The 17,529-nt window shown below is 57.7% G+C and carries 10 protein-coding genes; 7 read left to right on the forward strand and 3 right to left on the reverse strand.

Features of this window, described 5'->3' with window-relative positions; genetic code table 11:
- Positions 1 to 51 precede the first annotated feature (51 nt).
- A complete protein-coding gene (locus tag ABH909_RS19295) occupies positions 52 to 6,723 on the reverse strand; it encodes an NEL-type E3 ubiquitin ligase domain-containing protein (RefSeq protein WP_429436221.1) in 6,672 nt (2,223 codons plus the stop codon).
- A gap of 176 nt (positions 6,724 to 6,899) precedes the next feature.
- On the opposite strand from ABH909_RS19295, the gene ABH909_RS19300 reads away from it, so the two are divergent.
- Positions 6,900 to 7,121, forward strand: coding sequence for a DUF2970 domain-containing protein (locus ABH909_RS19300; RefSeq protein WP_429436223.1), 222 nt, complete (start codon positions 6,900 to 6,902; stop codon positions 7,119 to 7,121).
- 5 nt (positions 7,122 to 7,126) lie between these two features.
- On the opposite strand, the gene ABH909_RS19305 is transcribed toward ABH909_RS19300, so the two are convergent.
- The gene (locus ABH909_RS19305; RefSeq protein WP_429436226.1) at positions 7,127 to 8,212 is read right to left on the reverse strand and encodes an ABC transporter substrate-binding protein; all 1,086 of its coding nucleotides are present in this window, start codon (positions 8,210 to 8,212) and stop codon (positions 7,127 to 7,129) included.
- 521 nt (positions 8,213 to 8,733) lie between these two features.
- Here ABH909_RS19305 and ABH909_RS19310 point away from each other — a divergent pair.
- Positions 8,734 to 10,392 carry a nitrite/sulfite reductase gene (locus ABH909_RS19310; protein ID WP_429436229.1) on the forward strand — a complete coding sequence of 553 codons (1,659 nt, stop codon included), beginning with the start codon at positions 8,734 to 8,736 and terminating at the stop codon, positions 10,390 to 10,392.
- Positions 10,376 to 10,870, forward strand: coding sequence for a DUF934 domain-containing protein (locus tag ABH909_RS19315; protein ID WP_429436231.1), 495 nt, complete (start codon positions 10,376 to 10,378; stop codon positions 10,868 to 10,870). The genes ABH909_RS19310 and ABH909_RS19315 overlap by 17 nt, the downstream gene beginning before the upstream one ends.
- Positions 10,871 to 10,943: 73 nt before the next feature.
- On the opposite strand, the gene sohB is transcribed toward ABH909_RS19315, so the two are convergent.
- Entirely contained in the window at positions 10,944 to 11,966 is a 1,023-nt protein-coding gene (sohB, locus tag ABH909_RS19320; RefSeq protein WP_429436234.1) for a protease SohB, read from the reverse strand.
- Positions 11,967 to 12,169: 203 nt separating this feature from the next.
- Here sohB and ABH909_RS19325 point away from each other — a divergent pair, with 203 nt between their 5' ends.
- The 4 genes from ABH909_RS19325 (at position 12,170) to ABH909_RS19340 (ending at position 17,455) form a co-directional block, all read left to right on the forward strand.
- Entirely contained in the window at positions 12,170 to 12,880 is a 711-nt protein-coding gene (locus ABH909_RS19325; protein WP_429436237.1) for a histidine phosphatase family protein, read from the forward strand.
- A 65-nt stretch (positions 12,881 to 12,945) separates the two neighbouring features.
- Positions 12,946 to 13,260: an SCP2 sterol-binding domain-containing protein gene (locus ABH909_RS19330; protein WP_310659038.1), complete on the forward strand. Its 315-nt coding sequence runs from the start codon at positions 12,946 to 12,948 to the stop codon at positions 13,258 to 13,260.
- 304 nt (positions 13,261 to 13,564) lie between these two features.
- On the forward strand, positions 13,565 to 15,412 hold the full coding sequence (locus ABH909_RS19335) for an amidohydrolase (protein ID WP_429440001.1): 1,848 nt from the start codon (positions 13,565 to 13,567) through the stop codon (positions 15,410 to 15,412).
- A 324-nt stretch (positions 15,413 to 15,736) separates the two neighbouring features.
- The gene (locus ABH909_RS19340) at positions 15,737 to 17,455 is read left to right on the forward strand and encodes a hydrogenase maturation protein (protein WP_429436241.1); all 1,719 of its coding nucleotides are present in this window, start codon (positions 15,737 to 15,739) and stop codon (positions 17,453 to 17,455) included.
- Positions 17,456 to 17,529 lie beyond the last annotated feature (74 nt).

The raw sequence follows: 17,529 nt of genomic DNA on the forward strand, positions 1-17,529 counted from the left end.
CCCCGCGGCGCCGGAAAAACCGACGCCGAGGGCCTGAGTAGCAGCCATGTTTTACGCGTTTGACGGCTCCGTCAGGCGCTTCGATGTGCCCGACTGCCCTGCACTGCTGGCGGACGCTTCAATCTCCCTGACTTCTTTTCGGGACAGTTCGATCATCTTCCCGTTGCGCGCGGCCGCAAGATCAAAAAGCTTGCTCATAAACGCAGAGTCGTCCGATTCATCTTCAATCTCCTGCGCCTCATCGAGCTTTCTGAACTCATCGGGATACTTCTCCTTGAGGTAATCCACCCAGTAGTCACGCTGGATCAGCTCTTCAAAAAAGCCATCACCCTGCTCTGCACTCATCACCTCGATGCGCGCTTCGGCCAACTGCCCGGGCGTGACACCTGAGGCATACGTCATATGTTTCGGTTGCCCGGGCAGGTCCAGGCCGTCGCCCCAGCCCTGCGTCAGACCAATTCGATAACCCAGGCGCACCTCTGCCTCATCGTGACCTGTGCGAGCGGCAGCTTTTGTCGCCAGATTGTCGACCTTGTCCAGCCGGAACAGCCGCCTGGACAACTTCAACAGCGCCGCCCCCTTCATGCCCTGACGTCCGACAGGAATCTCGAGCAAGGCATTGTGTGTGAACACTTTGCTTTCCAGCCCACTGAAGGTAAGGATTCGACCGTCGACACAGGTGCCATGGGTGTTCGAACTGGCGAACACTGTCTCCCTGAGTTCGGTATTGCTGGCGGCGGCTTCTATAACAGTCCACACCCGTCGCGTCAGGTCGGCATTGGCCACACTGAACTCACGGGTGTCCTGCAACCGCGACAGCAAATGAAAGAACGCGCCGTTGTCTGGCTCTGCCGCCAGTTGATTCCAGATCTGATTTTTGGTGGCCAGTTCATCGGGAGGGACATTGGCCAGCCATGGCGCTTGTTGTGCGGTGTCAGGCGTCACATCAGGGAGAATTTCATCAGACTCGACGCTTTCACTTGCACTGTCACTCCAACCCTCGCCGGTAGCATCGGCAATCCAGTCGTCAAGCTCAGAACGCGAAAACCCCAGAATGCTGCCGCGATCACCTGTGTCACGGTACACCCTGAGTCGCTCAAGACTCTCAAGCGACAAATTGTAGTTGTCGCTCAGGTCTGTACCGGACATCAATGCGTCGTGGCTGCCATCCAGGCCCTGTGAAGGAATCGTCGTGATGTCGTTACCACTCAGGTTCAGGGTTTCGAGAGCGCTGGCATTCAGCACCCCTTGCGGCCACTCGGTCAGATTGTTGTTGCGCAAATCGAGCATCACCAGTCGTTCAAAAAACCCGACATCGAAGCTTTCCAGTTTGTTGTAGCTCAGATCCAGCCATTTCAAATGCTCATGGTGGCTCAACGAGTCATATAAGTGCTCGGCGTCATCCAACCGGTTTTCGGACAACTCCAGTCGTTCAAGCTGAGCCATGTGCTGAATCGGCTCAGGCACTGCCGGCAGCTCGTTGCCATTGAGCTTGAGCGTCTTCACGTGGGTAAACGCCTTCAGAAACCCATCGCTGCCCTGTGCGGAAAGCCGAACGCCGGTCAGATTCAAGGTGCTCACATGGGCGAATACTGCCGGCAGTTTGGGAAGATCCCCCAGTTGCAGGCCATTGAGATTCAATACGGGGCTCGCAATACCGTTCCCAATCAGACCTTCGCGCCAGCTCTCGAGGATTCGCAAAGCCGCCAGCCTGCGAGTGTCGGATGACACTCTCCAGTCAGCGCCGCGGGATTCCCGGGTATATAGCCAACCATTCAATTCACGCGTCAGCGTTTCGAAGGTCTGGTCCCACTCCGTCATCCGTTCGCTGATCTGAATATCCGTTGCCCCGCGCCTGCGCAGCAACTCAATCGCTTGCCAGGCTTGATCATCGGTCAGTGTCGGATTCAGCCGTTGCAAGCGCTTGGCAAAATACGCAGCCCCTTCACCTACCGGGGCTTGCGGTAGCGCCAGCAAATGGCGAGCAAGTGAAAAACCGCTTTCTGACGGTGGGAATGGCGGCACCGCTTCTTGGGCGAACTTGCCCAGAGTACCGGCGGGCAGACCTTTGGCAATTTCCAATCGCTGCCAGGCCGCTTCAAGCGCGGCTTGAGCTTGCGGGGTCAACGGGGTTCCGGTCAGATTGGTTTTGATCAGCATCTCATCTTCAAGCACCGCTTCCGGCAGCGAAGACATCTGGCTGTCACGCACATCCAGCCAGGTCAGTTCCGGCAGATCATGCGCCCCCGTTGGCCACTCATGCAGATCGGTTGCCCCCAGATTCAACGCCTTGAGGCGACTCATTGCACTAACGTCCAGAACGTTCAGCGGGTTATGGCTCAAGTCCAGGTATTCGAGGGACTGCAATCCATCAATACATTGCTGAACGGCAGGCTCGACCATAATCCGGTTGCCGGAAAGATCCACACGCTTCAACTTCGCAAGATCACCAGGCGCAATAGGCACTTCGGTTAAACCGCTGGCACTCAGATCGAGCGTCTGAAGCTCGGTAAACCCGCGAACAAAGCCGCGCACCTGCTCGGCAGTCGCTTGCACGCCTTTCATATACAACGTCTGGACATGCGAGAACGCTCCGCTGGGCAGTTCGGGGAGCTCTTCTACCTGCAAATTCGATAGATCAAGCACCGAGGCATCGGCCGTCGAACCGTAGCGTTTGAACACGCCGTTACGCCAACAGGTTCTGATGGAAACCGTCGCCATTGATCGCTGGATAACCTCGGCAACGTCCAGTTGTCTCTGCATCGCACGCCCCGTCCATCCATTGAGTTGGCGGTCAAGCACGCCATATTCCTCGCTCAAGGCGTCCATGGCCTCGAACCTCTCCTGGGCTCCTTGCCATTGTTCGACAAACCTGTTGAACATGGCGTTGGAAGACTGGCGTCCGCCTTCGCCTAGACGCCTTAGTTCACCCTTGCAGTAATCGCTGACCATTTCCTCCAGATCGATAAGGTGCTCAGGGTGTTGTTTTACATATTCATATGCCAACTTGAAGTTGTCCCGGGGAAAGTTCGACCAGTCCAGCGACAACCCGGACCACAGTCGTTCATGTCCCTCGTACATTGCATCAGGCAATGTCCTGATGCCCGTGCCTTTGAGGTTCAGACGTTCAAGATGGGGCAATTCAAGAATACCGGCGGGCCACTGGAACAACGAAGGCGCAATGATCTCCAGTTTGTGCAGATTGCGTAAACGGCTGACATCCAGAACCATGGGTGTGTAACCCGAAGAATAAATACTGAGCTCCTCAAGCGAGGTCAACGTGCTCAACCTTGTTGGCATATCGACTGCATAGGGAGCGGCTGAATACAGGCTCAGGCCAGTGAGTTCCTGCATCCCGCTCAATGCCTCGGGAACGTTACTGAATTCATTTCCTGTCGCATTGATCCTGAGGTTTTTCAGCTTGGGGAAACGTCCCAGCAGTGCATCGATATTGGCGTCCGTGACACACCGTCCTCGCACATGCAAATCCCGCACGTGTGAAAAGTCCGCCGACAGGGATGGAAGCGGATCATCACAGATCAGATCAAGCGAACTGAAGTGCGTGCTGCCCTCGGCCAATGGTGAGTAACGCCAGCATTCCTTGATATTTCGCGCAACGCTCGCCCTGCCCCCCAACATTGACCGCAGCAAAACGTCCGCTATCGGTTCTCCAACCCATTGATCGAGGGTTGACTCAAGCGCCTCCCACTCATGCCGACGTGCCTGTAACAGGTCATAAATCTGTGCGTCGGTTTTTCCTGCCCGCAACTGCCGCAGGATAAATCCGTTGGCTTGCTGATCGGTGAGCGCCGGATAGACATCGCGCACGCGAGTCACCAGCATAGGATTGACACCCTGCCCGCGCCCACTGGCGTAGTAACCCACCAGGCCGTCATTCACGCGTACGGGGCGCTTGAACACCTTGTTGCTGCCAATTCGTTTTTTCAGCCGATGTGCCAGTTCAACGTGATGCCTGGTTGCTGAGTCGATAACCGCGCTCTGCAGATCGGCACATTGACTGACACGCGGAACACCCAATGCCTGCCGCGACTCATCGGGCAACGCATGCATGATCGAGGCGAAAAAGTTGTCGCCGCTTGAGGGCACGCCATTGAGCGCATTTCCCCGCTCATCAAACGCCTGATAGACCGGCCCCTTCTTGACGACATAGGTGAAGTTCGCGGCGGACTCGCTGCCAATGCCATCGATCAGGGGGCCGCTAATGTGGCCGTCGCGCATCTCCAGACGTACCTCATCAGACCAGCCCGGCAGTTTTTCCAGCGCGCGCAGCGCGAGCCATTGGCTGTCAGCCGATGCCATGTGCTCCAGATGCAAACCGACAAAGGCCCGACTCACTCGCCCCTGTTGCGCATGCCAACGAGCCTCCTCGAGCATTTTCAACGGAATTCGCCGCGTTGTTTCCAGGCGTGCGAGCTCTTCGGCATTGGCATCCAGCAGCACCCTGTGCGCTGCGGATTCACTAAGCCCGGGGCAAGCTCGCTGCAACATCCCGGTAAATAGTTCGCCGCTGATCTGCGCACTGACTTGCGCCGCCCCATGATCAGCCGCGAACAATCGCAAAGCGTCAGCCAGTTCAGGCGGTGGAGGCAAATGATCCAGGTGCATTTTGCGCAAGGCGTTGTCATTGATGCCCACGGCGTCGGCGATCTTGAGCAGTTGCTCATCGGTCAGCGCCTCGGTCACATGGCCCATGCGCCGCAACAGCGTCAGGCGATCCCATTCAAGTGGACGCTCCAGCATATGGCGCCAGGCGCCATAGCCGTTGTGCTCGAGTATTGGCTGATAGGCATCTGCGTCGGTCGGATGCTGGATGCGCCACTTTTTCAGCGGCTCATCGTAGATCGTTTCATAGACCTTGCCCGTCTGGCGGATATAGGTCTTGCCGTTTACCCGGTGTTGCCCCAGCGCATCAGCGGCGGAATTGCTATCTAACGTAATGTCGTTTTCATAGGCGTCCAGGTCTGGCTTCCATAAGCGGGTCTGGCCATTGAGTCGCTTGATTGGCTCCAGACACTCGATCACCGGCTCGGGTTTCACCGCCATCAGTTTGCCTAACCCTTTGCCCACGCCGGCCATCACGCCAATCATCGCCAGGTTTTGCGCCACATCGATCAGGTGCGCCTTGGCGGCGTCACGATCGCCCTCACTCCATTCGATCGCACCCTCAAAAGTTTCATACAACAATTGACCCGCCATCACCGTCATCATGACCTCGCCCAACACCGGTACGAACATTGACACCATGTTCAATGCCAGCATGCCGACTTCCAGTAGATGACTGAGCTTTTGCGCACGCACCCTCGCATCGACATCGGCAGTGGGAACCGCATGGCTGCGTGCATCGGCAATGACCTTTTCACGGCTTTGTTCGTAGAGATAGGTCCACAGATCCGTATTGTCAGACCACAGGCCACCTTCTTTTTGAAGGATGCCGAATGGATTGAGATAAGGATCCTCGACCGGCTCCCGCGCACCCTGGCGCTCAGGAGGCAACTCTTTGATACGGGCGATGGAAGAAAACGGCGGAAGGAACTGTGCGACTTTCAGCCAGACCGAATGCAAGGGATCCGCTGGAGCGTCCGCCGCTTTTCGAGTGAACTGGCTAAAGTAGTAAGGACGGTCGGCGTAGGCCACGAACTGGCTGAAAAAACGCTGGTAGGCCGTCGGGCCGTCACCACCGGACGGCGCTGTATCCCGGGCCGTGAACTGGCGCTTGAATACTTCACGCAACTGCGAAGTGGTGTAGCGCTTGAGCGGGTGCTGCGGATCATGGGGAATGTAAACAATGAACTCATCGGTGTAGTGATACTTCTCACTGATAGCGAACACCACGCAGCCTGTCATCCTGCGCTTCATCAAACTCAGGTCACGAAACCAGACTTGTTTATTGCCCTGCCAGGGATGAATGTTTCCATCAATGACTGAAAGAATCATTTCATAGTCTTTGCGCTCGATATCCTTTTTCAGCAGGGCCAGCTCGGCAGCCGCCCTCATCGCCTCTTTCTGACTGGTCATGAATTGCTGACGCAGTGTCGTTTCCGCCGCCTGGAAAAACACCTTCACGTACGTCTGATACTTCGCCCCGATGTCCAGATTGCGACAAAGCGTCAGGAACTGCCTCACTGTCACGCCAACGGTGACAGGCTGATATATGCCGGGTGTCGAGGTTTCTATCAGGAAGCCGGATGCTTTATGAAAAGCCTCCGCCTCACATTCGGATGCTTCGAAGTTATGCAACGCAGCCTGCAGCAGCGAAAGTTTGAACACCTCGAAATGTGAAACTTCAATTTCAAGATCACTGATTTCCAGGGGGCGTCTGAGGCACAACAGGGTTTTGCTGACATCTACCTCTACCCTGAACTGATCCTTTAGTGCGTTGCTCAGCAAGAGTTCAGCAAATGTGTCGATGTCCTGAAGCGCCGACATCGCCTTGTCCAAACGGGTCTGTGAGGTAAAACTGGTGCTGAAACATTCTTTCAGTACCTGTTGTTGCGCAGAGGATGCGCGCTGATACCAGTCCGGCGAGAACGTGCTGGCCTGTTTTATCGCATGACGTCTTGCTGGTGTGGCACTGATCAGCCATTCGGGAGCCATCCGTTCAAGAAGCTCGCCATGAATGCTGGTTCTCTCTGAGACCCGCGGTTTTAACTGCATGAGTGGGGCCGTCGCCATGGTGGACGAAGGTGGGGGCATGATGGGCATGGTGTCTCTCCTGAAGTAAAGCGACAGGACACCATTTCAGGAGAACGATTTGCGGTAGATAGTTATCGCTATACCGGCGATTTGTTACGAATGACTTCTATCTGGAGCGAACCTGCCACGGCACGAATCGTCGAATTGACTATGCTTTGGGGACATACTTTTAAGACGGGGGATTTATGGACGATCCAGTCGACAACAACAAGCCACCGACCTTCTGGCAGATGCTGCACAGCGTCATGGCGGCGGCGTTCGGGGTGCAGAGCGGGAAGAACCGGGCCCGGGATTTCACCCACGGCAAGCCGAGTCATTTCGTGATCTTGGGGATTCTGTTCACGACAGTGTTCGCCTTGACGCTGTTTGGCATCGTCAAGCTGGTGGTGTACCTGGCGGGTCTCTGAACGGCTCAGTGCATCAGGGCTTGCAAGCTGAACGGGTAGCGATACGACGCCGGCCGCCCCTTGGCCGAGAGCTTCTGGAAATCCACACCATAATCCTGAGTCGCACTCAACGCCAACAAACGCTTGGCTTGCACGTGATCGATCAGCTGCAACAACGGAATCTGCCGGTCGCGCCCGCCGTACTGGCTGACATCCACGCCCTGATCGTAGTCATGCAGTTGCACCAGGGCCCAACCACCCAGAGTGAAGTGCCCGCCCAACAGCACACTCAATCGCCCCTCCAACAGCGCCTGTAACGCAGTCGGTGAATTATTGACGGCGCTGAACAGCGCGTCCTTGCCGGGTTGGCCGCCCGTTTCGGCGTAGGCCTGCATGGCACCAAAGGCCATTTCATCGTTAGCCGACCAGACCAGCGACGTTTGCGGATAACGCTTGAACAATAACCTGGCCTGTTCATAGGCGCGCTCGCGGGTCCAGCCGCCATAGACCAACTGGCGCAACCGCACTTCAGGGTGTTCGGCCAATGCCCGCATCATGCCCTTCTCACGCTGTTGCGCGGCGGGCGTGATCTTCAGCCCGGAGAAGGCCACGAGATCAATGACCTGACCGGGCGCGACCGGGCGATGCAGGCGAATCAGTTCCTTGAGCATCAAGTAGCCGCCCTCCTCATTGTTGGGCACCAGGCTGCCCAACCAGTCGGGATACTTGTCCGGCTGGGCGCCGAGCAGGCGCATCTGGTCTGCGGTCAGGCCGTTGTTGACCAAAAACAGCTTCACACCGCTGCCTTGAGCCAGACGCAGGATTTCGGGTGCAACGTACAGTTCGTTGACGAACACCAGATAGTCCGGTCGATTCGGTCCTTGCAGGGCTTCGCGGGCTTGCTTGAGTGTGGTTTCAGCGTTTCGCTCGGAATACTGGATGCGCAAATCCATGCCCAGGTTCTTGGCCGCTGCCTGCATGAATTGCGAATAGCTGACCCAGAACGTTTCCTGGCTCGTTCCCGGATTCAGGAACACTACGGACGCCGCCTGAACACAAGGTCCCAAGACCGTGCCAAGTATCAGCACTACACCATAGAAGAACTTCAACATTAAACGTCCGAGCCCCCGAAAATCCGCTGGGCATTATAGCCAGCGAACTCCCTTGGAACGGCGCTTATTCCGGCTTCCGTCCGACAATCGTCGGTGCCGGGCCCGGACGGGGTCGTTTATTGATGGCTGACCCAGAACACCGCTGTGCCCACGACCAGGATAATCAGGAACAAAATCGCCCAAGCATCGACCGTGCTATCGCTTTTCCTTGCTTTGGTTGGGTTGCTCATTGCATCGCCTCTTGTCGGTTTTATCGGTGATTGCATAAAGACTCGAGCACAGTTAAGACGATGTTTGCCCGCACCACAAATGTGGGTTTTACACCCATGAGTTTCATTAGTCGTTTTGGTTCTTTGCATATACTCAAACATCACTTTTGCGCATAACTGCAAACTGGTATCTTGCGACGGCTCCGTTGGGAGTGCGCGGCCGTGCGCGCAGAATTGCCGAGGCTGTATCGGATGAAAGCTCGCGAAAACGCAGCTGTATCCAACCGGCCCAAGCCTGAGAACAGGACTTATATGTACGTATACGACGAGTACGATCAGCGGATCATCGAGGACCGCGTCAAGCAGTTCCGTGATCAGACCCGACGCTATCTGGCAGGCGAGCTGAGCGAAGAAGAATTCCGCCCCCTGCGCCTGCAAAATGGCCTTTATATCCAGCGCTTCGCGCCGATGCTGCGGGTGGCGGTGCCTTATGGCCAACTCACTTCGCGCCAGACGCGGATGATGGCCAAGATTGCCCGCGACTATGACAAGGGCTACGCCCACATCAGTACCCGGCAGAACGTGCAGTTCAACTGGCCGGCGCTGGAAGACATCCCGGACATCCTGGCTGAACTGGCGACCGTGCAGATGCATGCGATCCAGACCAGCGGCAACTGCCTGCGTAACGTCACCACCGACCAGTTCGCCGGTGTCGCGGCCGACGAATTGATTGACCCGCGTCCATGGTGCGAAATCGTCCGTCAGTGGACCACCTTCCACCCGGAATTCGCCTACCTGCCGCGTAAATTCAAAATCGCCATCAACGGTTCGACGTCCGACCGTGCGGCCATTGAAGTCCATGACATCGGCCTTGAGCCAGTGCACAACGCCGCGGGCGAGCTGGGTTTCCGTGTGCTGGTCGGTGGCGGCCTGGGCCGTACGCCAGTGGTAGGCGCGTTCATCAACGAGTTCTTGCCGTGGCAGGACTTGCTGAGCTATCTCGATGCCATCCTGCGGGTTTACAACCGCTACGGCCGTCGCGACAACAAATACAAGGCGCGGATCAAGATTCTGGTCAAGGCCCTGACACCTGAAGTCTTTGCGCAGAAAGTCGACGCGGAAATGGAACACCTTCGCGGTGGCCAGACCACGCTGACCGAGGCCGAAGTGCATCGCGTGGCCAAACACTTCGTTGACCCGGACTACAAGGCCCTGGACAACCAGACCGCCGAACTGGTCGAGCTCGACAAGCAACACCCAGGCTTCGCCCGCTGGCGCACTCGCAATACCCTGGCCCACAAAAAGCCGGGTTATGTGGCCGTGACCCTGTCGCTGAAGCCGACCGGCGTTGCGCCGGGCGACATCACCGACAAGCAGCTCGATGCCGTTGCCGATCTCGCCGACCGTTACAGCTTCGGTCAGCTGCGCACTTCCCACGAACAGAACATCATTCTGGCTGACGTTGAGCAGAGCCAGTTGTTCACCCTGTGGGGCGAGTTGCGCGAGCAAGGTTTCGCGACACCGAACATCGGCTTGCTGACCGACATCATCTGCTGCCCAGGCGGCGACTTCTGCTCCCTGGCCAACGCCAAGTCGATCCCGATCGCCGAATCGATCCAGCGTCGTTTCGAAGACCTGGACTACCTGTTCGACATCGGCGAACTCGACCTGAACATCTCTGGGTGCATGAACGCCTGTGGTCACCACCACGTCGGCCACATCGGCATTCTCGGGGTGGACAAGAAAGGCGAAGAGTTCTACCAGGTGTCCTTGGGTGGCAGCGCCAGTCGTGATGCAAGCCTGGGCAAGATCCTCGGCCCGTCCTTCGCACAGGAAGCCATGCCTGACGTGATCGAGAAGCTGATCGACGTGTACATCGAACAACGTACCGAAGATGAGCGCTTCATCGACACCTATCAGCGTATCGGCATCGACCTCTTCAAGGAGCGCGTCTATGCAGCGAATAATTAAGAACAACGAAGTCGTCGACGAAACCTGGCACTTGCTGCCGAAAGATTTCAACATCGACGAGATCAGCAACTGCGACGACCTGATCGTCCCGCTGCAACTGTGGCGCGAACACAGCCGTATGCTCAAGGCCCGCGACGGCGGCCTGGGTGTGTGGCTGGATGCCGATGAAGAAGCCGAAGAGATCGGTGATGACGTGGACCAGTTCCAGGTGATCGCCTTGAACTTCCCGGCCTTCACCGACGGGCGCAACTATTCCAACGCTCGTTTGCTGCGTGACCGTTATGGTTTCAAAGGCGAATTGCGGGCGATCGGCGATGTGCTGCGCGACCAGTTGTTCTACATGCGTCGCTGCGGTTTTGACGCGTTTGCGATTCGCGCCGATAAAGACCCGTACGAAGCCCTTGAAGGCCTCAAGGACTTCTCGGTGACCTATCAGGCCGCCACCGACGAACCGCTGCCGCTGTTCCGTCGCCGCTAAGTACGCAGTCAAACAAAAAGCCCTGAATCGGCAATACGGTTCAGGGCTTTTTTGTGTCGCGCGTAAACGAGTACTACCAGAAGCGTTGCTGGGTCAATCGGCTCCACCAGCTCAGTAATACGCGATCGATCGAACCGCTGGCCGCGATACCGATGCGCTCCTGCAGGCTTTTGCGTTCGGCGTAATGCAAGTGGTAGAGCTCGGACTGCCTGGCGCGTTCGGCAAGGTATTCATCGCTGGTCTTGAGTTCATCCACCAGGTGTTTGTCGAGCGCCGCCATGCCCAGCCAGATTTCTCCGGTGGCCACTTCGTCGATGGCCAATTGCGGGCGATAGCGGGAAACGAAGTTCTTGAACAACTGATGGGTGATGTCCAGGTCTTCCTGGAATTTCTCCCGGCCTTTCTCGGTGTTTTCGCCAAACACCGTCAGGGTGCGCTTGTACTCACCGGCCGTCAGCACTTCGAAGTCGATGTCGTGTTTTTTCAACAGGCGATTGACGTTGGGCAACTGCGCCACAACACCGATCGAGCCGAGGATCGCGAACGGCGCACTGATAATCTTCTCGCCGATGCACGCCATCATGTAGCCGCCACTGGCCGCGACCTTGTCGATGCACACGGTCAACGGCACGCCGGCTTCACGAATCCGCGCCAGTTGCGAAGACGCCAGGCCATAGCTGTGAACCATGCCACCGCCGCTTTCCAGGCGCAGCACCACTTCATCCTTGGGTGTGGCGAGGGTCAGCAGCGCGGTGATTTCGTGGCGCAGGCTCTCAGTGGCCGACGCCCTGATGTCACCATCGAAATCCAGCACGAACACCCGGGGTTTGGCCTCGGGTTTCTTCTTTTGCTTTTTATCGGTTTTAGCCTGGGATTTGCGCAAGGCCTTGAGCTGATCCTTGTCGAGCAAGGTTTCCTCCAGGCGTTCGCGCAGCCCTTTGTAAAAATCATTGAGTTTGCTGACTTGCAGCTGCCCGGCCGACTTGCGCCGACCTTTGCTGCGCAACGCCGCAAAACTGGCCAGGACCACCAGAATGGCGATCACCAGAGTCACGGTCTTGGCCAGAAAAATGGCGTATTCGAACAAAAGCTCCACAGGGACTCCTTCAATCAATGCGCGGGTTAAACACGCGCGGGGATTGCTCCAGCATACCCATCCGTCGCCCCCACGGCCAGCCATGAAACCTCTGGCAACAGGCCTGTAACGGGCATTTCAAACAAGCGTATGTTTTTTCATTGACAGCTCACCGCCATCCTCATAACCTCGCCAAACCTTCAACGTACCGGGATGACGCGGACGTGGGCAGCATCTACTTGATTCGACATGGCCAGGCCTCCTTTGGTGCAGACGACTATGACGTCTTGTCGTCGACCGGTATTCGCCAGGCAGAACTCCTCGGCCAGCACCTGGCCGAACTCGGTGTCAGCTTCGATCGCTGCCTGTCGGGCAACCTGCGCCGCCAGCAACACACCGCCAACAGTGCGCTGGAACAGTTCGCGGCCGTCGGTATGCCGGTGCCTGCCCTGGAAATCGATTCCGCTTTCAATGAATTCGATGCCGACGCAGTGATCCGCGCCCTGCTGCCGGCCATGTTGGAGGACGAGCCCCACGCGCTGGATATCCTGCGCAATGCGGCACAAAACCGTGCTGAATTCCAACGCATTTTTGCCTTGATCATTGAGCGCTGGCTTGCCGGCAGCTACGACACACCGGGACTGGAAAGCTGGCTGGGCTTCGTCGAACGCGTACAGAGCGGTCTGCATCGATTGCTCGAACAAGCCGACAATACCCAGAAAATCGCCGTGTTCACCTCCGGCGGCACCATCACTGCCCTGCTCCATCTCATTACGCAAATGCCCGCAAAACAGGCCTTTGAACTGAACTGGCAAATCGTCAACACCTCGCTCAACCTGCTTAAGTTTCGCGGTCGCGAGGTGGCCCTGGCTTCCTTTAACAGTCATGCACACCTGCAACTGTTGAAGGCCCCGGAACTCATCACATTTCGCTGAGTCCGGATTAGTTGTGACCCTGGCTGTAATCACCCAGCTCTTATTACCCAAGAAAGGATCGAACCATGACCTCCGTAGCTGATGCCGTACAAGCAATGAAAGCCAAGTTCAACCCAGCCGCTGCTGCCGGTCTGGACCTGGTATTCGGTTTTCGCATCGACGACACCAAGAACTTCTCGCTGATCGTCAAAGACGGCACCTGCGAACTGCAAGAAGGCGAGAACCCGGACGCCCAGGTCACTCTGGTCATGGACGGCGAAACCCTGCAAGGCATCGTCGACGGTTCGACCGACGGCATGCAAGCGTTCATGGGCGGCAAACTGCGCGCTGAAGGCGACATGATGCTGGCCATGAAACTGTCCGAGCTGTTCCCGGCCTAAGCACGCCGCTCCCGTCTTTCGGGAGCACGTCTGGCTGCAAACGAATCCCGCCCCTCGTGGCGGGATTCGTCGTTTTCGCCCTCGGCAAAAGGCTATCTGTGGATTTGCCGACTATATTCCTTCTGGCCGCATGCGTCAGACATCGGCTGTTGATCCCCTCTTCTTTGTGAAGAACTTTGTGGAGAGCGCTGCCATGAGCCCACCTGACGAACACAACGACTTCAGTCGTCGCCGTGTACTGCAAGGCCTTTCGGCAGGTGCCGTCGGTGCCTGGGTCAGCCCACTATTCGCAGGGAGTAAAGCCATGCCCGATACCCCAGCCGACCTGATTTTGTACAACGGACGCCTGCACACCGTTGACCGCAAGAAACCCCAGGCCAGTGCCGTCGCGATCAAGGACGGGCGCTTCGTGGTAGTCGGCAGCGACGCCCAGGCCATGGCCCTGCAAGGCCCCGGTAGCCAAATCATCGACCTGCATGGCCGCACGGTGATTCCAGGTCTCAACGACTCTCACCTGCACTTGATTCGTGGCGGCCTGAACTACAACCTCGAGCTGCGCTGGGAAGGCGTGCCATCTCTGGCCGATGCATTGCGTATGCTCAAGGACCAGGCCGATCGCACGCCAACGCCGCAATGGGTGCGGGTGGTCGGTGGCTGGAACGAGTTCCAGTTTGCCGAGAAGCGCTTGCCGACGATCGAGGAATTGAACAAGGCCGCGCCAGACACCCCGGTGTTCGTTCTGCATCTTTATGATCGCGCCCTGCTCAATCGCGCGGCGTTGAAAGTGGTCGGCTACACGCGCGACACGCCGAACCCGCCGGGCGGCGAAATCCAGCGCGATGCCAATGGCGAGCCCACCGGCATGCTGATCGCCCGGCCCAATGCGATGATCCTCTACTCGACCCTGGCCAAGGGACCGAAATTACCGCTGGAGTATCAAGTCAACTCGACCCGTCAGTTCATGCGTGAACTCAATCGGCTGGGCGTCACCAGCGCCATCGATGCCGGCGGCGGTTATCAGAATTACCCGGACGATTATCAAGTCATCCAGCAACTGGCCAAAGACCAACAGCTCACGGTGCGCATTGCCTACAACCTGTTTACCCAAAAACCCAAGGAAGAGCTGACCGATTTCAAAAACTGGACCAGCACCTCCCATTACGGTCAGGGCGATGACTTCCTGCGGCACAACGGTGCCGGGGAAATGCTGGTGTTCTCGGCAGCCGATTTCGAAGACTTCCTCGAACCCCGCCCAGACTTGCCGCAGACCATGGAGCAGGAGCTGGAGCCGGTGGTGCGGCATCTGGTGGAACAGCGTTGGCCCTTCCGCCTGCACGCCACCTACAACGAATCCATCAGCCGCATGCTCGACGTGTTTGAGAAGGTCAACCGGGATATTCCGTTCGACGGTTTGCCATGGTTCTTCGATCACGCCGAAACCATCAGCCCACGGAACATCGAGCGGGTCAAAGCGCTCGGTGGCGGCATCGCCATCCAGGACCGCATGGCATTCCAGGGTGAATACTTTGTCGACCGTTACGGCGCGAAGGCGGCCGAAGCGACACCACCGATCGCACGCATGCTGGCCGAGGGTGTGCCAGTGGGCGCCGGCACCGATGCCACGCGAGTCTCCAGCTACAACCCCTGGACCTCGCTGTACTGGCTGGTCAGCGGCCGCACCGTCGGCGGGCTGGAGCTGTACCCGCAAGGTTTGAGCCGTGATACGGCGCTGGAATTGTTCACCCACGGCAGCGCCTGGTTTTCTTCCGAACAAGGCAAGAAAGGCCAGATCAAAGTCGGGCAACTGGCGGACCTGATTGCGCTGTCGGCGGATTACTTCCACATCGAAGACGAAGCCATCAAATGGATCGAGTCGGTGCTGACCATTGTCGACGGCAAGATCGTCTACGGCAGCGTCGAATTCGAAAAACTGGGGCCTGCGCCTATCCCGGTAGTGCCCGAGTGGTCGCCGGTGGTGCATGTACCGGGGCACTGGAAACCCTTGGCGCCGCTGACTGCGCAAGTGCACCAGTGCGTGGGCGCTTGCGCGGTGCACGCCCACAGCCACGAGCGAGCGCGGTTGTCGTCGGCACCCGTCAGTGACTTTCAAGGGTTTTGGGGGGCGTTTGGCTGTTCGTGTTTTGCGTTTTAAAAAAAGAGAAAAGATCGCAGCCTGCGGCAGCTCCTACAGGATTTATATTCACCGAAATATCGTGGGTGAACATCGATCCTGTAGGAGCTGCCGCAGGCTGCGATCTTTTGATTTTAAGCCCCAACATTCCCACATACATTTGAAGTAATAAAAAATCAATCCACAGAAATAAGCCGCTCGGCCGCCAATGAAACACCCACTGACACAAGCTTGATCTCGATCAGTTGCTCACTCCCTCGCAATCACTATTATCACGCTTCCATCGAAGGCCAGGGACGGCTCATTGGGAGCCTGCGGCCCGTCATTCTCAAGGAAGAGTCAATCGTGCGGTCATTGAAAATCATTCTACTGGCGTCAGCGTTCAACGGCCTGACCCAGCGGGTCTGGCTGGACTTGCGTCAGGCCGGCCACTCGCCCAGCGTGGTGCTATTCACCGATGAAGAGGCGGTAGGCGAGCAAATCGAACACTCCGGCGCCGATCTGGTGATCTGCCCGTTCCTCAAGGACCGGGTACCGCAACAGTTATGGAGCAACCACCAACGTCCGGTGGTGATCATTCATCCGGGCATTGTCGGCGACCGTGGCGCCAGTGCGCTGGACTGGGCGATAACCCGTGAACTCAACCGCTGGGGCGTGACTGCGTTGCAAGCGGTGGAAGAAATGGATGCAGGACCAGTCTGGGCCACCTGTGAGTTCAACTTGCCCCAAGGCTTGCGCAAATCCGAGTTGTACAACGGGCGCGTCAGCGATGCGGCGATCTCCTGCATCCGCGAAGTGGTGGAAAAATTCATCGACGGGTTCGTGCCGGTGCCCTTGGATTACAGCCAGCGCCATGTGATTGGCCGCTTGCAGCCGAACATGAAACAAGCCGACCGGTCTTTCAGCTGGCACGACAGCTCACACTTCATCAAACGCTGCATCGACGCCGCCGACGGCCAGCCCGGCGTATTGGCGAGCCTGGCCGGCGATCAGTATTACCTGTATGACGCTCACCTGGATTCGCGCGGCGGCACGCCGGGAGAGATTCTCGCGTTGCACGATGACGCGGTGCTGGTGGCGACCGGCGATACCAGTCTGTGGATCGGTTCCTTGCGACGCAAACCCCAGCCCGGTGAAGAAACCTTCAAGCGCCCGGCCCGGCATGTACTCGCCAAACAGCCGGCGCAAGTACCTACCCTTGATTGGTCGATCGCCTCCCATCCCTTCAACAATGAAAGCTATCAACCGATCCGTTATCGCGAATCCGGCCATGTCGGCGAACTGACCTTCGAGTTTTACAACGGTGCGATGAGCACCGAACAGTGTCAGCGACTGATAGAGGCCCTGCGCTGGGCCAAGTTGCGGGACACCCAGGTGCTGCTGATCAAGGGTGGGCGCGGCAGTTTCTCCAACGGCGTGCACCTCAACGTGATCCAGGCTGCAGCGGTTCCGGGGCTGGAAGCCTGGGCCAATATTCAGGCGATTGATGATGTCTGCCAGGAACTGCTCAGCGCCCGGCAACTGGTGGTCAGCGGCTTGACCGGGAATGCCGGGGCCGGCGGTGTGATGCTGGCGCTGACTGCCGATATTGTCTTCGCCCGGTCCGGTACCGTGCTCAACCCTCATTACAAAACCATGGGCCTGTACGGCTCCGAGTACTGGACCTACAGCCTGCCCCGCGCCGTCGGCCAGGCAATGGCGAAAAAACTCACTGAAGACTGTCTGCCGATCAGCGCCACCCAGGCCTTGCAACTGGGCATGGTCCAGGAAGTCGGCCCGCGCTGCCCCGACGAGTTTGGCCTGTGGTTGTTGCAGCGGGCCAATGGTGCGTTGAGTGATCCGGCGTATCAGGCGATCCGTGAGCGTAAAAGCCAGTTCGATACTCAACTGGTGCAGCACTGTCGCAATACCGAGCTGGAAGAGATGCAGCTGGACATGGTGCAGAACCGCAAACAGTTTGCCGAAAAATGCCGAAATTTTGTGTTCAAGCGCAAGGCATGTGGCACGCCGCAGCGGTTGGTGGCGCAGTGGGCGATGGTGAAGGAGGTTGAGCTGGCCGGCTGATCGGTAGCGTCTGCAAAAGATCGCAGCCTTCGGCAGCTCCTACATTGAAATTGCGCATGCCGAGAAATATCGGG

The sequence above is a fragment of the Pseudomonas sp. BS3782 TE3695 genome, from assembly GCF_050435305.1.
In the GTDB taxonomy this organism is placed as follows: Bacteria; Pseudomonadota; Gammaproteobacteria; order Pseudomonadales; family Pseudomonadaceae; genus Aquipseudomonas.

Bases quoted from the DNA above. Each gene is read 5' to 3' on its own strand.
- ABH909_RS19295 (WP_429436221.1), bottom strand. From the start codon at position 6,723: ATGCCCATCATGCCCCCACCTTCGTCCACCATGGCGACGGCCCCACTC.
- ABH909_RS19330 (WP_310659038.1), top strand. From the start codon at position 12,946: ATGACCTCCGTAGCTGATGCCGTACAAGCAATGAAAGCCAAGTTCAAC.
- ABH909_RS19310 (WP_429436229.1), top strand. From the start codon at position 8,734: ATGTACGTATACGACGAGTACGATCAGCGGATCATCGAGGACCGCGTC.
- ABH909_RS19305 (WP_429436226.1), bottom strand. From the start codon at position 8,212: ATGTTGAAGTTCTTCTATGGTGTAGTGCTGATACTTGGCACGGTCTTG.
- ABH909_RS19315 (WP_429436231.1), top strand. From the start codon at position 10,376: ATGCAGCGAATAATTAAGAACAACGAAGTCGTCGACGAAACCTGGCAC.
- ABH909_RS19335 (WP_429440001.1), top strand. From the start codon at position 13,565: ATGCCCGATACCCCAGCCGACCTGATTTTGTACAACGGACGCCTGCAC.
- ABH909_RS19300 (WP_429436223.1), top strand. From the start codon at position 6,900: ATGGACGATCCAGTCGACAACAACAAGCCACCGACCTTCTGGCAGATG.